General features: G+C 65.6%; 15 protein-coding genes. 10 read left to right on the top strand and 5 right to left on the bottom strand.

Features of this window, described 5'->3' with window-relative positions; all coding sequences use genetic code 11:
- The first annotated feature begins 591 nt into the window (after nt 1–591).
- The 8 genes from M3498_11770 to M3498_11735 all read left to right on the top strand — a co-directional run bounded on the left by M3498_11770 (nt 592) and on the right by M3498_11735 (nt 9543).
- On the top strand, nt 592–2145 hold the full coding sequence (locus tag M3498_11770) for a hypothetical protein (GenBank protein ID MDQ3459962.1): 1554 nt from the start codon (nt 592–594) through the stop codon (nt 2143–2145).
- A 197-nt stretch (nt 2146–2342) separates the two neighbouring features.
- Nucleotides 2343–2612 carry a DUF4242 domain-containing protein gene (locus M3498_11765; GenBank protein MDQ3459961.1) on the top strand — a complete coding sequence of 90 codons (270 nt, stop codon included), beginning with the start codon at nt 2343–2345 and terminating at the stop codon, nt 2610–2612.
- A 95-nt stretch (nt 2613–2707) separates the two neighbouring features.
- The gene (locus M3498_11760; protein MDQ3459960.1) at nt 2708–4111 is read left to right on the top strand and encodes an FAD-binding oxidoreductase; all 1404 of its coding nucleotides are present in this window, start codon (nt 2708–2710) and stop codon (nt 4109–4111) included.
- 170 nt (nt 4112–4281) lie between these two features.
- Nucleotides 4282–5547: a GMC oxidoreductase gene (locus tag M3498_11755; protein ID MDQ3459959.1), complete on the top strand. Its 1266-nt coding sequence runs from the start codon at nt 4282–4284 to the stop codon at nt 5545–5547.
- A 42-nt stretch (nt 5548–5589) separates the two neighbouring features.
- A complete protein-coding gene (locus tag M3498_11750) occupies nt 5590–6519 on the top strand; it encodes a class I SAM-dependent methyltransferase (GenBank protein ID MDQ3459958.1) in 930 nt (309 codons plus the stop codon).
- Between the two features lie 134 nt (nt 6520–6653).
- Complete coding sequence (locus M3498_11745) at nt 6654–7148, top strand: hypothetical protein (protein MDQ3459957.1); 495 nt, start codon at nt 6654–6656, stop codon at nt 7146–7148.
- Nucleotides 7149–7191: 43 nt separating this feature from the next.
- Entirely contained in the window at nt 7192–7683 is a 492-nt protein-coding gene (locus M3498_11740; GenBank protein MDQ3459956.1) for a hypothetical protein, read from the top strand.
- 456 nt (nt 7684–8139) lie between these two features.
- Nucleotides 8140–9543 (top strand): hypothetical protein, encoded by a 1404-nt coding sequence (locus M3498_11735; GenBank protein ID MDQ3459955.1) that lies wholly within the window; start codon nt 8140–8142, stop codon nt 9541–9543.
- 46 nt (nt 9544–9589) lie between these two features.
- On the opposite strand, the gene M3498_11730 is transcribed toward M3498_11735, so the two are convergent.
- From M3498_11730 to M3498_11720, 3 genes are read right to left on the bottom strand one after another with little or no spacing between them, the layout of a single operon-like run.
- Nucleotides 9590–11623: a TRAP transporter fused permease subunit gene (locus tag M3498_11730; GenBank protein ID MDQ3459954.1), complete on the bottom strand. Its 2034-nt coding sequence runs from the start codon at nt 11621–11623 to the stop codon at nt 9590–9592.
- The gene (locus M3498_11725; GenBank protein ID MDQ3459953.1) at nt 11620–12171 is read right to left on the bottom strand and encodes a DUF1850 domain-containing protein; all 552 of its coding nucleotides are present in this window, start codon (nt 12169–12171) and stop codon (nt 11620–11622) included. The genes M3498_11730 and M3498_11725 overlap by 4 nt, the downstream gene beginning before the upstream one ends.
- Nucleotides 12172–12178: 7 nt before the next feature.
- A complete protein-coding gene (locus tag M3498_11720) occupies nt 12179–13159 on the bottom strand; it encodes a TAXI family TRAP transporter solute-binding subunit (protein MDQ3459952.1) in 981 nt (326 codons plus the stop codon).
- A gap of 89 nt (nt 13160–13248) precedes the next feature.
- Between M3498_11720 and M3498_11715 the strand changes: the two genes are divergently transcribed.
- The gene (locus tag M3498_11715; GenBank protein MDQ3459951.1) at nt 13249–13755 is read left to right on the top strand and encodes an L-2-amino-thiazoline-4-carboxylic acid hydrolase; all 507 of its coding nucleotides are present in this window, start codon (nt 13249–13251) and stop codon (nt 13753–13755) included.
- On the opposite strand, the gene M3498_11710 is transcribed toward M3498_11715, so the two are convergent.
- Entirely contained in the window at nt 13752–14156 is a 405-nt protein-coding gene (locus tag M3498_11710) for a type II toxin-antitoxin system VapC family toxin (protein MDQ3459950.1), read from the bottom strand. The genes M3498_11715 and M3498_11710 overlap by 4 nt on opposite strands.
- On the bottom strand, nt 14153–14401 hold the full coding sequence (locus M3498_11705; protein MDQ3459949.1) for an antitoxin: 249 nt from the start codon (nt 14399–14401) through the stop codon (nt 14153–14155). The genes M3498_11710 and M3498_11705 overlap by 4 nt, the downstream gene beginning before the upstream one ends.
- A 126-nt stretch (nt 14402–14527) precedes the next feature.
- Between M3498_11705 and M3498_11700 the strand changes: the two genes are divergently transcribed.
- Nucleotides 14528–15161, top strand: a 634-nt coding sequence (locus M3498_11700) for an NFACT family protein (protein MDQ3459948.1), incomplete at its 3' end; no start/stop codon positions are given.

Below are 15161 nucleotides of genomic sequence, written 5' to 3'. Positions count from 1 at the left end.
CTTGGCGCGGCGCAGGAAGAGCCTTACCGCGTCGTAGTGCCGCGCCTCCTCGAGCGGGAGGTCGCCCTGCGGAAAGGGCAGGCCCGTAAGGGGAATGATGTGCTCCTCTTCCAGGTTGAGGCGCTCGAGCTCGAGCCGAGGGCTGGCGCTACCGTGAGATGGCGACGCCGCACGACCTGCAGCTCTTCGACCCCGCAGGTACCGCGGCGGTCCTTCACGACCTGGCTACCTCGTCGGCGTAGCGCCGGGTGGGGAACCTTAAGGCAGCTCTCTTGAGGTACACGTTTGGGAGCTCGAGAAGGTAGGTCGATTTCCGGCACGCTCTTTGCAATTTGGTAGTGCCTTGGTAGTGCCCCGTCTGGCACCCTAAGAGCGTGAGTTTCGAAGAAGGGAGGTGAAAAGGCACAGGGCCTAAATCCAAAAAACAGTTCCACCACGCTGCATGTCAGAAAGGAGAAACACATGAAACGCCTAATTACATTACTGTTCGCTAGCGCTGTGCTGGCCCTCATGCTAGGCTCAACGCTTAGTTTTGGCGCGCTGGCTCACGAGGCTCATCACGGCGATGAGGCAGTCGCACCCGACGCATCGGTGCCGCTTTTTGAGGGGCTGGGCGATTATCACTTCGCGGTGACGACCAGTGCCGAAACGGCGCAGCAGTACTTCGACCAGGGGCTCATCTTCACCTACGGCTTTGATCATTTCGAGGCGGTCCGCTCGTTCGAAGCGGCCACCCGGCACGACCCCGAGTGCGCCATGTGCTACTGGGGTGTGGCGCTCGCGCTGGGCCCACACATCAACGCCGCCATGCCGCCCGAAGCGGCTGCGCCCGCCTACGAGGCGCTCGAGCGCGCCCTCGAGCTTGCCCCGCAGGCGAGCGAGCGTGAGCAAGCCTATATCGAGGCGCTCAGCGCCCGCTACACCCCCGAAGTCGTGGAGGACCGCAGCGACCTCGACCGCGCCTACGCCGAGGCTATGCGCGAGCTGGTACAGCAGTATCCCGACGACCTAGACGCGCTGACGCTCTACGCCGAGTCGCTCATGAACCTGATGCCCTGGAACTACTGGAGCGACTACGGCGAACCGCGCGCCGAGACGGTCGACGTTACAGAGGCGCTCGAGTCGGTCTTGGCGCAAGACCCTTACCACCCCGGTGCGACGCACTACTACATCCACCTGATGGAGTTACCCTACCCCGAACGCGCCGAGGAAGCGGCTGACAACTTGAGCGAGCTCAATATCCAGATCGGTCACATGATCCACATGCCCTCGCACATCTACACTCGCATCGGCCGCTGGCACGACGCCTCGGTGGCAAACCAGAACGCGGTGGTGGCCGATGAAGCCTATCTGGCGGCGTACGAGGTCGAAGGGCTGGTGCCCCTGCTCTACCACCCGCACAACATTCACTTTCTCTCCTGGACGGCAGGGATAGAGGGGCGCAGCGACTTGGCCCTCACGAGCGCCGACGAGCTGGTCGCCGCCACATCGCGCGAGCTCGCGGTGGAACTCCCCTTCCTCAACCCCTTCTTGAGCATGCCGCGCTTAACGATGGTCCGGTTTGGTATGTGGGACGAGATTTTGGCTGAACCCGAGCCGAGCGCTGAGTTGCTGTATCAGGTCGCGATGTGGCATTACGCCCGCGGTTTGGCGCTGACTGCGCAAGGGAACCTTGACGAAGCGCAGCAGGAGGCCGCGAGCCTGTCTGCTATCGCTACAAGCGATGAGGCGCAGGCTTTAGAGCTGCCTGAGGCGTTCTTCCCCGGCGCTACCATGATGGCGGTGGCTGACAACATCCTGCAAGGCGAGCTGGCGCTGGCCCAGGGGGACGAGGCAGCCATCGCCCTCTTTGAAGAGGCGGTAGCGCGACAAGACAGCCTGCCTTACATGGAGCCGCCTTTCTGGTTTGCCTCGGCGCGACTCAACTTAGGCCGGGCGCTCCTCACCCTAGACCGGCCCGACGAAGCCGAAGCGGTCTTCCGCGCTGACTTAGCGGAGTATCCGCAGAACGGCTGGACGCTTTACGGTCTTGCCGAGAGCCTGCGGGCGCAGGGTAACGCAGAGGAGGCCGCGAGCGTCGCACAGCAGTTCGAGGAGGCGTGGCAGCACGCTGACATCATGCCGACGCTGCCGGTCGGCGAGTAGTAAGGCTTATGGCCTAGCGTCTTACGCTGGGGCGGGTAAAGTCGCCATTCTCGAGGCCGTAACCCGCCCCAGCTAACAAGGCACCCGATGCCCCTACCTATCGCGTGGCCAGCACGGGACTCGTGGCTTGGTAGGGGCTTGGTAGGGGCTTGGTAGTGCCCCGTCTGGCATCCTAAAGTTCGCAAAGGAGGCAAGTTATGTACGTCGCTATTAAGCACCAGATTACCGACCCCACCGCATTCCAGGAGCGTGGCAAGGGGGTGACCGCTGCGGAGAACCTCCCGCAAGGGGTCCGGCCACTCCAGTTCTTCCCGAAGGAGGATTTGTCCACGGCAGTCTGCCTGTATGAAGGCCCATCGGTCGACGCGGTCCGCCAGCACGTGAACGGTTACATCGGTGACGCGGCCCGTAACGAGTACTTCCAGGTAGCTGAGGCATACGCGCTCGGGCTCCCGGGCCGTGCCTAGGCACGGCGCTGAATGCTCAGGCCAGGGGGCGCTCCCTCTGGCCAACCTTCTGAATCCTTGACCCATCGAAGAGGAGGAACATCATGACAAACACAATGGCAAACACACAAACAAGAACGGGTGCAGGACTAGACACCAGCGAGCTGCAAGCGAGCTTGCGGGGTGAGCTGATTCACCCGGGCAACGAGAACTACCACGAGGCCCGGACCATCTACAATGGCATGATCGACAAGAAACCCGCTTTAATCGCGAGGTGCGAGAACGTCGCCGACGTGATTCAGGCGGTAAGCTTCGCGCGGGAACAGCGCTTGAGCGTGGCTGTTCGTAGCGGCGGCCATAACGGCCCCGGCCTGGCCTTGGTAGATGATGGGCTGGTTATCGACCTCTCCCCCATGAAAGGCGTTCGCGTCAATCCCCAAGCGAGAACTGCGCGCGTCGAGCCCGGTTGCACCTGGGGCGATGTCGACCACGCCACCCACGCGTTTGGTCTGGCCACCGTCAGCGGCGTCCTGTCAACGACCGGCGTGGGCGGTTTGACGCTCGGCGGCGGGCACGGCTATCTGATCCGAAAGTACGGCCTGACCATCGACGACCTGCTCTCGGCAGACGTGGTGCTGGCCGACGGGCGGTTGGTTCACGCCAGCGAGGACGAAAACCCGGACCTGCTCTGGGCGCTGCGCGGCGGTGGCGGCAACTTCGGCGTAGTCACCTCGTTCGAGTACCGGCTGCACCCGGTGAGCACGGTCATCGCCGGGCCGATGTTCTGGCCTATCGAGGAGCTGGAAACCACCCTGCGCTGGTATCGTACGTGGCTGCCGCAGCTACCGGAGGACGTCTACGCCTTCTACCTGACCGCCGAGGTACCGGCGGCCGACCCATTTCCTGAAGCCATCCGCGGCGAGAAGGTCTGCGGTTTGCTGTGGTGCTGTACGGGGTCACAAGAGCAAGCTCAGGCCGCCGTCCAGCAGGCTAGGGACGTCGCCGAGCCGCTCTTCGCGCACGTCGGGCCGATGCCCTATCCGGCGTTGCAGAGCATGTTCGACGGGCTCTACCCGCCGGGTGACCAGTGGTACTGGAAGGGCGATTTCGTCCGTGGACTCAGCGACGAGGCCATCAACGTGCACAAGCGCTTCGCTGAGGTGCCGACCGCGAAGTCGACGATGCATCTCTATCCCATCGACGGCGCCGTCCACCGTGTCGGCAAGGACAAGACCGCCTGGCGTCATCGTGACGCCACCTGGTCGATGGTCATCGTCGGGGTCGATCCGGACCCGGCTAACAAGGAGCGCATCGTAGGGTGGGCGCGCGACTACTGGCAGGCCCTGCATCCGCATTCGGCTGGCGGTTCGTACATCAACTTCATGATGGAAGAGGGCGATGAGCGGATTCGTGCCACCTACGGCGATAACTACGAGAGGTTGCAGAAGGTCAAGGCCAAGTACGATCCGGACAACTTCTTCCACGTGAACCAAAACATTGAGCCGGGCAATGTGGTTTGAGCCGCGTCGCTGCTTAAAGTACGCCCAAGCGGTGTACGTCGGGTCCTGGTCTTGCAGAGATGCAGGTGTAGCGAAAGTCAGGTGCCATTCGGATCACTGGTGGTGATTTGGCAGTGCTCCGTTTGGCATCTCCACCACGAAAGGAGAACCACGCGAAAGGAGAACCACGGATGCAGGACATGACCACCGAAGGCAAGAACGTGACCTTTGACGTGATCATTGTCGGGGCCGGTTCAGCCGGGTGCGTGCTCGCCGCTCGGCTGAGCGAGAACCCCGCCTGTGAGGTCTTGCTGCTCGAGGCTGGCCCCGACTACCCTACCCGGGCGCAGCTCCCACGCGACATCGCCGATGGCAGCCGCCTGCTGTCTGAGCACAACAACCACGACTGGGGCTTCATGAACGTCTTGGGCAGTCGGGGCGTGCCACCCCTTCCGCTGCCTCGCGGCAGGATCGTCGGCGGTTCGTCGGCGGTGAACGGCACCTTCGCGCTGCGCGGCTTCCCGGAGGACTACGACGCCTGGCAGGCGGCTGGCAATGAGGATTGGGGCTTCAGCAACGTGCTCGAGGTGTTCCGCCGACTCGAGATCGCTGCCGGGCGGGCCTGTGGCGTGCGGCTGGTCGGCGGCGAGGTCCTTCGCGGTGATCTCGTCGTACTTGCCGCCGGGGCTTACGCGAGTCCGGCTGTACTGCTGCGTTCGGGTATCGGTCCAGCCGACGAGCTCAGGGCGCTCGGAGTTGACCCGGTGGTGGACCTGCCCGGCGTGGGACGCAACCTCGTTGATCATCCGCTGGTGTCGGTCAACGTGCCGGTCCCTGCCGAGCCGGTGGCGCGAGCCCACTACCAAACGATGGTCACGTGGCGCAGCGACGGTGACAATAACGCTGGTAATGGCCCGCCCGACCTGCACCTGTTTGCCTGTGGCCCCTTCGATACCGAGGGCACCGCCGACAGCCAGCAAGAGGCCCGCCTGATCATCGGGCTGGTGGATCCTGCCTCCCGCGGGCGGGTGCGGCTCACCTCGGCCGATCCGACCGCGCCACCGCACATCGACCTCGGCTATCTGACCGACCCGCGCGACGCCGAGTATCTCGTCGCCGGGGTGCGCGAGGCCAGGCGGATCCTCGACACCGAGCCCCTGCGGTCACTGGTCAGCGGTCCGGAGCTCTCGCCGAGCGAGGAGGTCACCGACGACGCTGCCCTGCGCGCGAAGCTGCCGCAGTTGGTCCGGACCTACCATCACCCGGTCGGGACCTGCCGGATGGGAACAGACCCCGATGGCGGAGCGGTGGTCGACGCCCACGGCCGCCTGCACGGGGTGGACAACCTCGCTGTCGTGGACGCGTCGATCATGCCGCGAATCCCACGCGCGAACACCAATCTGCCGACGATGATGCTCGCCGAACGCATCGCCGGCTGGCTAACCGATCAGACCTGATCGGCTTATCTCACACGAGCTTGAAGGAAGGAGACACCCAGCATGACAATCGACAAGAACAAACCGCAGGCGGCTATGAGCAAGCAGGAGCTTATGGATGTCGTCATGCCGCTAACGAGCGCGGCGGAGACCGCCGCCGCACTGGCGGCCAAGCTGAGGCTGGACGAAGGCGGCGTGGAGGCCGACCCGGCGGTGGCCGAGGCGCTGGCCCGGACGGCCGCGCTCACCGCGCCCCCGGAGGCGCTTCAAGACCTCGACGCAACCTCCCGTGACGTTGTGATCGGGACGGTAACGTCCTTCCTCAAACAGGCCCTCGAGTTGATCGAGAACCCGGCGCGCGCGGGTGGCTGGGTTTATACCGATCCGGTCGTCCTGCAGTCGCAGGGCAAGTCCTCGGCTCGGGTCGCCGACTTGATCGCCCGCGTGGCGCCCGCCTTGCCTGGCCTGGAAGAGGCGCTGGTCCGGCAAGGGGCGCGCATCCTCGACATCGGCTCCGGGGTCGCGGCGCTGACCATCGCGTTCTGTCGTACGTTCCCGTTTGCATCTGCAGTGGGACTCGAGCCGTGGGAGCCGGCAATGGAGCTCGGGCGGGCCAACGTCGCCGCCGCCGGCCTCGAAGACCGCATCACGCTTCGCGCGGAGCGGGTGGAGAACATCGCCGACGAGGCCGTCTTCGACCTGGCGTGGATGCCGGCGCTGTTCCTCTCGCAAGCGGTGCTCAATGCGGCTGCCCCGCGGGTCGCAGCGAGCCTGCGGCCGGGCGGGTGGCTTATCCTGGGCCGCTACGCCGCGCTGACCGATCCGCTCGCCGAGGCGCTGGCTGAGCTGCGTACCGTGCGCGGCGGCGGGAGCGTGCTCACCGACGAAGAGGCGATCGAGCTTCTCGACCGCGCGGGCCTCACCAACGTGCACGCGCTACCAGGCGACTGGCCGCTTCCGGTCCGGTTCGTCGCGGGCCGACGATCCCCGTGACTTGAAGCGCTTTGGCGGGGATTTGGTCCTGCCTGGCGGGTCCCGGCTGGTCGCTGCTGGTCGAGGAACCCCTCTGGCAACCACGGCCGTTTGAGGTCGGGGAAGCGAGCCAGGGCGAAGCTCTTGGTGAGCCCGTGGGTGTGGTGCGTGAGATACTCCTGGCCTTGGGATTCGGTGGAGGCCTCGAGCTGTTGGTCCACGAGGTTGACGATCCAATACTCAGGAATCTTGTGCGCGGCGTAGAGCTCGAGGCCTCCACCGACAACCCCCTGAAGCAGCTCGTCAGCGCCTTCCCTACTGACTTCGCCAGCTGGCTGCTCAACGCCCCTGTGGTGGATGCAACACCCCACAACGTTGAACTCCCCGCAGACTCGCTCAGTATTGACCAGCTTTATGACGTTGGGCTCGAGGATGGCCGCCATGTCCTCCTGCATCTCGAGTTTCAGGGAAGAGGTAGTCGTGAGCCTATGCCCTTACGGATGCTGGCTTATCGGGCACGCCTTATGACAAGGCACCAGCGCGATATCATGAGTGTCGTCATCTACGTCGGTCAAGGGGCGGGAGCAGACGATACAGGTGTGTATACGGTGCACGGCCCGTCTGGTGAGGTCAATCTGCTGTGGCGCTAAAGTGCCCGGCGTAAGCGGGTGCCGGGTCGTTCGATTGTGGGAAATGGACGCACGAGACTTGTTGGCGCAAAGCCACCCTGCCCTATTAGCGCTGGTTGGTCAATGCCGAATCGAGCAACCCGAGGTTATCCTGCCCGAAGTTATCGCACGGGTCGGCAAGGTCAACCCGCCCGAGTTGCGTAGTCGCCTTCTAAGCTCGCTGGTTGCGCTATTATCAGATGAGGAGCTGATCGCAATACCCGTTTCACAGGGCGCTTTGGTAGAGAAAATGGTCATGGACAGTCTCGACGAAGAGCTGATGGACCTGCCTTACTTCAGGCGAGTGCGCGAGGCGCATGAAGAGGGTCGTGAAGAGGGTCTCCGCCACAGCATCACGAACGTTCTGATTGCCCGTTTCAATCCTGATACAACCTTCCAGGAGCGGTTCTCGCGCCATCTCGAGACGCAAAAAGGACTTGAATCGCTCGACCGACTCCTCCTGAATGTGACACAGGTAGATAGCCTCGAAATGCTCGAGACACTCATCGGTCGCTGACACCGCCACCAATGTGCCCGGCGACAGCGGGTAGAACCTAGTCAACAGTTCGTTCGCTACAAGGACAGCACACGGGTACGGCCAAAGCCTCAAACTTGGTACAGCTGCCCAGCATAGGGGTTAGCAGGTCAAGCACCTCGAGCGCCAAGCTCAGCTCCTCATCCTCTACAAAACCGTCATGTGCCACGTGCTGACCATCGGGAAGCTCAGCGCGCGGCGGGAAACAGTCCCGTCGGCAGCGAGAAGGTCGCGTCGTCGCTGCTGTGCGCTCGAGCCCAAGGAGGAACCAGGGCAGGATGAGGCTGGGGTGCTCTTGGGTGAGCAGTTAAGCAGCATTCCCGAACGACTCGCGCAAGCCAGCTTGCAGCTCGCCGCGGCCATGGTCCTCCTTCTCATGAAGCCGCGGACGGTCGTCCGTACAGACTTGTGTAACGGCCCCGTGTTAGGCTGGGTCAAATGTTTCGCAAGACCGCTTCATTCGAGCTGACGCCCGTCCACCGCGCCCTGGCGCAGGGACAGTACGAGGTGGCCTTTGCCATCTTGGAGCGCGCCACCGAAAAGGGCTATGACGCCACGGTGCAGGCCAAACTGCGGCTGCAACTGGCGGCGCTCTACGCGCTCTACGGGCGTGAGGGGCTGGGCGGGGGCTGGCGCTGCTTGCAAGAGGCGCGAGAGATCCACGCGGGTTGCGCCAGGACGCCCCTCTACCGCGCCCTCTACTGGGAGTTCTGCGCGCACCGCGGCGACCCGGCCGACGACGTCAGGCGCGGGGCGCTGGCCGCGCTCGACGATCATCAGGGTGTGGCCGCCTATCACGTGGCCAGCGCGCTCTTTTTGGTAGGTGCGCACGAGGAGGCCCTGTCGCTGCTAGGCGACTTGCCCGCCGCGACCCTGCCCGACTACCTGTTGTGGCGGCGCTGGTCGCTGCTCGGCCAGGTCCACGAGCACCTGGGCGCGTGGCAGGAGGCCGCTGACGCCTTTGAGCAGTCGGCTTCGCTGTCGAGCGGCGCCGACCAGCAGGGCGAGCTCTTGAGCCTGGCGGCGAGTTGGCTCGAGGCGGGGCGGCCGCACGACACCCTGAGCGCGCTCGCCAACGTGAGCGAGGAGCTCTTAGCCGACCCGGCCGAAAGGGCGGTGCGCTATTACCTCGAGGGCCGCGCCCAGCTCGCCTTTGGCAACCCTCACGCCGCCCTGGGCCTCTTCTACCAGGCGCAGGCCTTAGAAGAGCTCGCCAACGACGTGTCCTACAGCCTCAAGCTGGTCATCGGCCAGACGCACCTCGAGCTCGGGCAGCAAGGCGAGGCGATTGAGGCCCTGGACCAGGCGAGCCGCTTGGCGCCGCCGCCCTTTAAAGCCTTCATCCTGCACGAGTACGCCTTTGCCCTGGTCGAGGCCGAACGCTTGGACGAGGCCAGGGAGGCGCTCCTGGCGGCCAGCCGCGAGGACTACTCTCACCACGCCGAGCTCTACGCCGACTTAGCCGACTTAGAGCTCAGGCTGGGCGACGTGGCCACGGCCGACGAGCTGGCGCGGCGGGCGCTCGACTTGGGCGCGGTGGCCCCGGCCTGCCTCACCCTGGGGCAGATCGCCTGTGACGACTTTCGCTACGACGAGGCGGTCGAGTGGCTTGAGCAGGCGGTCAGCGCCAGCCCGCGCGGCGAGCGCGAGTGGCTGGCGGCGCAAGAGCTCTTGGTCGACGCGCGCGTCCAGCAGGGCTACCGCGAGCCCGAGCTGATCGCCCGCCACGCCAAGGCCGCGCTCCAGTTCCTGGACCCCGGCGACGAGCGCCGGCTGGTGCTCGAGCACTACCTGGACCGTGCCAAAGGGCTCTTGGGCGGCCACGAACGGCTGCTCAACTAGGCGGCCGTCGCTGCTTGTTGCTCCTCCGGTAGCCTGCTGTTTCGGCTCAGCCGGCGGGCTCCGCGGCCCCGACGCGCCTCTCGGCTCGAGCCTTGAACAGGTTGATGGTAAGCACAGCCGCGAGGGTACAAAAGCCCGCCGCCTCCACCGCTAGGCTCGGGTAGAAGATGGCGGCGGTGCCGATGGTCGCTAAGAGGCGGCTGACGAGGTCCAGCCGGGTAAACATATAGCCCTCCAAGGCGGCGGCAAAGGCGAACAGCGCCGCAAAGGCGGTCAGCACGTTCCAGGCTACCAAGGGGACGGGCCCGCCCATGATGATCTCGGGGTTGAAGACCATGAAGAGCGGGATGAGGTAGAGGCCCTTGGCGAACTTCCAGGCGGCGAAGGCCGTCTTCATGGGCTTGGCCTTGGCGATGCCCGCCGCGGCAAAGGCCGCCAGGGCCACGGGCGGGGTCACGTTGGAGTCCTGCGAGTACCAGAAGATGACCAGGTGGGCGATCACCAGCGGGATGCCGAACTCGCTCTGCAGGGCGGGCGCGGTCAGGACCGCCAAGACGATATAGGCGGCCGTCACCGGCAGGCCGAGGCCGAGCACGAGGCTGGCCAAGGCGACCAGCAGCAGGGCCAAGACGACGTTGCCCATCGAGAAGCTGATCATCAGCGACGAGAACTTGAGCCCCAAGCCGGTGAGACCGATCATGCCCACCACGATGCCGGCAATGGCGCAGGCGACGCTCACGGGGATGGCGTTGCGGGCGCCGGTCTCGAGCGCCTCTAAGAGCTTGACGGCGCCCAGGCCGAGCATCGCCAGGGGTGCTTGCGGCGCCTCGGCGCCCGCCCGCGGCCACAACAAGCGCTGCACCAAGATCCGCAGGACCGACACCGCGATGACGCTGATCACCGCGACAAAACCCACGCGAGCGGGCGACACGTTGAGCATCAGGAAGTAGACGAGCACCCCGAGCGGGAGGAGAAAGTGCCAGCCCCCGCGGAAGACCTCGCCCAGCCGGGGCAGTTCCGAGCGCTTCATGCCCCTCATGCCGCGCTTGGCCGCGATGATATCGACGAAGAGGTAGACGGTGGCGAAGTACATGATGGCGGGCAGGACGGAGAGCTTGACGATCTCCAGGTAGGGCAGGCCGGTGTACTCGGCGATCAGAAAGGCCCCGGCGCCCATGATGGGCGGCATGATCTGCCCGCCGGTGCTGGCGGCCGCCTCGACCCCGCCCGCCTCCTCGGGCGTGTAACCGAGCTTTTTCATGAGCGGGATGGTGAAGGCACCGGTCGTCACCACGTTGGCGATCGAGGAGCCGGAGATCGAGCCCATAAAGGCCGAGGCCACCACCGCGGCCTTGGCCGGCCCGCCCCGCTGCCGGCCCGCCGCGGCGTAGGCCAGATCGATAAAGAACTTGCCCGCCCCGGTTACTTCCAGGAAGGCTCCGAACAGGATGAAGATAAAAACGTAGGTGGCCGCCACGCCCAGCGGCACGCCGTAGATGCCCTCCTGGCCCAGGTAGAGCTGCGCGACGATGCGCTCGACGGGATAGCCGCGGTGCGCCAGGATGCCCGGCAAGAAGTCACCCAAAAAGGGCAGCGCGCCCCGCGCCCCGGCCATGGCGTAGACGATGAAGAGCGCGCCGATGATGGTGATGGCGACGCCGGTGACGCGGCGGCTGGCCTCCAGGAGGACCACCACCGTGATGATGCCCGCGAGGATGTCCTCCCGCGCCCAGAAGCCGGCCCGCCCGAAGATGGCGTCTAAGTGGTAGGACAAGTAGAAGCCCGAGTAGACCGCGCCGCCGATAAAGGCGAGGTCGATGAGCCAGCCCAGGAGACCGCGCTGGCGGCCTTGGCCGGAGACCGGAAAGACTAAAAAGGCCAGCACCATGATGAAGGCCAGGTGGATGCTGCGCTGGTAGAAGATGTTCAAGAGGCCGATGCCGGAGGTGTAGAGCTGGAAGAGCGACAGGGCGACCCCGACGGCGACGACCGCCGCGAGCACGAGCTTGGGCAGGTGGGCGAGCGGCGCCTCGCCCGTGGGTGCGGCGCTGGTTATGGCGGCATTGGGCGCGTCCTTCATCCGCGCCGGTCCTTCTGGCCGCTCTCGGCTTTCGTGCTCGCTGGGCATGATCCTTCCCCGGTCGCTGTACCAACTATGCTCACTATAGCTCGAGCCCCAGCCGCCTTTTCACTGAGCGAGTAGACGCGCCCACCGTGGGCGACGCGGTGGTCTACCCGCGGGCTGCCGACGCGCAGGAGGTAGCGGTTGCCGGAGACGGGCTCGTCGATGCCGGTTATGACGTAGCCGCCGTGGCCGTCGGAACGAACCGTGCCGCGGCCGGGGGTGGGGCCGAGGCCGGCGGCAAAGTCGGGGGTGTGGTGGCTGATGAGGAGCATCTGGCCGTCCCTATAGGCGTAGCAGTCGCGGACCGCAAAGCCCGTGACCGAGTGGTTCCAGAGCAGGCACCAGGTGTCTCCCTCGGTGAGCTCGAGGCGGAGCAGCGTCTCGCCGGCGGCGGTCGTGACGCAGAGCTCGGCGGCGAGGCCGTAAGCCATGAGCCCGTAAGCCACAAGCAAGGTAAAGAGCAGCGCGGCCAGGCGCCGCCCTGCTCCCCTTTGTGTATGCATGCAGGGGCTAGTCGCCCAGGAGGCGTTCGGGGATTTCGGCGCCGGTCTCTTCCAAGTAGCGCACCGCTCCGGGGTGCAAGGGAATGGGCGAGGCCTCGAGGCTGAACGCCACGGTGGTGTCGGAGGCCGCCGGGTGGATGGCGATGAGCTCGTCGACGTGCTCGTAGAGCGTCCGGGTGACCCCGTAGGCCAGCTCTTCGTCCATCTCCTCGCTGACGATGAGCACGTTGGGCGTGCTGATGGTGGGCACCTCCTCGGCGACGCCGGGGTAGATCTCGGCGCGCAAGGTGTAGGGGGCGAAGGTCGGCTCGGCCGCTACGGCGTTGGCGATCTCCTCCTCGCTGAGCGCGATGAGCACGACGTCGCGGGTCGAGGCGAGGTCCAAAATCGAACTGGTAGGCGGGCCGACGCTCCAGAAGCCCGCGTCGATCTGGCCGTCGCGCAGGGCGGCCGCGGTCTCGTTGAAGTTGAGGCGCTCGGGCGTGAAGTCGTCGTAGGTGATGCCGTTGGCCGCCAGGATGGTCTGCGCCGAGACCTCGGTGCCGCTGCCCGGCGCGCCGACCGACACCCGCCTGCCGCGCAGGTCTGCCAGTGAGGTGATGCCCGAGTCCGCGAGCGTCACGATCTGCACCGCGTTGGGGTAGATCGCCGCGAGCGCGCGCAGCTCGTCGAAGGTGCGACCCGCCAGGGGGCCCTCGCCCGTGCCGGTATAGGCCTGGAGCACGGTGTCGGCCAGGGCCAGAGCCATATCGGCCGCGCCCGAGACGATCAGGCCCACGTTTTCGACCGAGGCGCCGGTGACCTCGGCGACGGCGTTATAGCCCTCGACGTGGCGGTTGATGAGCTCGGCTAAGCCGCCACCGTAGACGTAGTAGACGCCGCCGGTGCCGCCGGTGGCGATCGACAGCTCCTGCTGGGCGAGCGCGCTGCTCAGGGTGACGCTCAGGGTCAAGGCGAGACCGAGAGCCAGGGAACGCAAAGTACGCATGATGTCCTCCTTCTTGATTTGCTCCATCACTATAACAGGCTTCTGCCCAGACTGCACTTCATCGTTCCATGATCAGCTAGACTCGGGGGATGAAAGCCGACGACCTGCCTGACGACCTCAACGCGCGCATCGGCGTCCTCACCCGCCGCGAGGTCGAGGCGCGCCTGCTGGGGCCCTTGATAGCCGCCTTTTCGGCACGCTTCGGCGAAGAGGTCACCTTGGAGGTCCTGCGCGAGGTCGTCACCGAAGCGGCGCGCGCCTCCGGCGAGAGCATGCGCGAAGCGGCGGGCTCGGATACGCTTGCGGCCTTTGCTGAGGGCTGGGAGCCCTGGTTTCGGGGCGGCGCGCTCGAGACCATTGAACTCGAGAGGTCGCCGGAACGCTGGAGCTTCAACGTCACGCGCTGCCGTTACGCCGAGCTCTACCGTGCCCTGGGCATGACCGGGCTCGGCGCGACGCTGTCGTGCCGCCGCGACGCCGCGCTCGTCGAGGGCTTTAGCGACGACATCACCCTCGAGCGCACGCAGACGCTGATGCAGGGCGCCTCCCACTGCGACTTCCGCTACCGGCGCCGCGACGAAACCCTGGATCGCTAGACCTCCGCCCAATTCTCGACCTTCAGGCCAGGAACGCGCGTGAACTCGCGGACGTTGTTGCTGACCAGGGTGAGCTCTGAGCTGAGGGCGTGGGCGGCGATGAGCGTGTCCAAGGCGCCGATGGGTGTACCTTGAACCTCGAGCGCCGCGCGAAGCCGCCCGTATGCGATCGCTGCCCGAGCGTCGAAGTCAAGCAGGGTCAGAGGCAGCAGGAAGTGCTCGAGCGCTTGCGCATTTTGGGTGGGGCGGCGGCTCTTATGGACACCGAAATGCAACTCGGCCGCGGTGATCGACGAAACGGCGATGTCGCCCACGGCGTAAGCATTGAACCTTTGCAAGACCTCCTGCGGCTTTTTGCGAATGAGGTAGATGCAGATGTCGGTGTCGAGAAGAAAGGTCATTCAAAGAGGGGGTCACGAGTCTGGCTCTGGGGCTGCTCCCGCTCGGCCATAAAGTCCTCGGAAAAGCGCTCGAGGCTCTCGGCCAGCGTCTGCCACGACGCCTCATAGGGAAGAAGGACAACAGCGTTCCCCACTCTCTTGATAAAGACCTTGTCCCCACGAAAGCGAAACTCCTTGGGCAACCGGACTGCCTGGCTCTTGCCGTTTAGGAATAATCTTGCCGTAGCCGTCTTTGCCGTAGCCATCACTCATCCTCCAACGGATCAGGTATATGCCTATAGTCTATATTCACAGTCTATACTCAAAGTCTGTACTCGATGGTAGGGAGCGGCGGGGTGTTTTCCGGTCCTGCTCGCGGGTAGACTGCTTCTATGGAAGGTCTTGTCATCGCCGAAGCCCTGGCACCCCTGCGGGCGCGTTTGCCCGTGGAGCGCCTGAGCTGGCGCTTTCCCGACGCCCAGACCTTCGTCCTGCCCCTGGCGGCGGGCACGCTCTGGCTCTACCTGAAGCCGCCCAACCCGCGCCTGGGCATAGAGAGCGGCTACCCTTCCGCGGGCAACAGCGCCAGCGGCTTTCAGGCGCTGTTGGCCTCGAGGGCGGTGGGCCCGCTCCTGGAGGCCGAACAAGACAAGCTCGACCGGGTGGTTAGCTTTTACTTCGGCGCCGACGAGGGCTTCGTGAAGCGCCCGCCCGTTCGCCTCGTCGCCGAGCTGACGGGGCGCAACGCCAACCTCACCCTGCTGGACGAGGCGGGGCTCGTTTTGGGGGTCATGCGCGAGGTGACGAGCAGCGTCAACCGCTTCCGCGAGCTGCGCCCCGGCCTGCCCTACACGCCGCCGCCGCCCTACCATAAGCTCGACCCTCGCGCGGCGACGGACGCCGACTTGGCGGCGGCTCTGCGCGGCGCCAAGCTTGGGGACATTCGCAGCCTGCTCGACGGCGTCGGCCCCGAGCTGACGCGGGCGCTGGCGGCGCGGCTCGAGCTGGCGCCGGGGGCGCCTGTGG

The organism is Deinococcota bacterium (genome assembly GCA_030858465.1).
Classification (GTDB): Bacteria; Deinococcota; Deinococci; order Deinococcales; family Trueperaceae; genus JALZLY01.
This window is presented reverse-complemented; position numbering and strand designations above follow the sequence as displayed.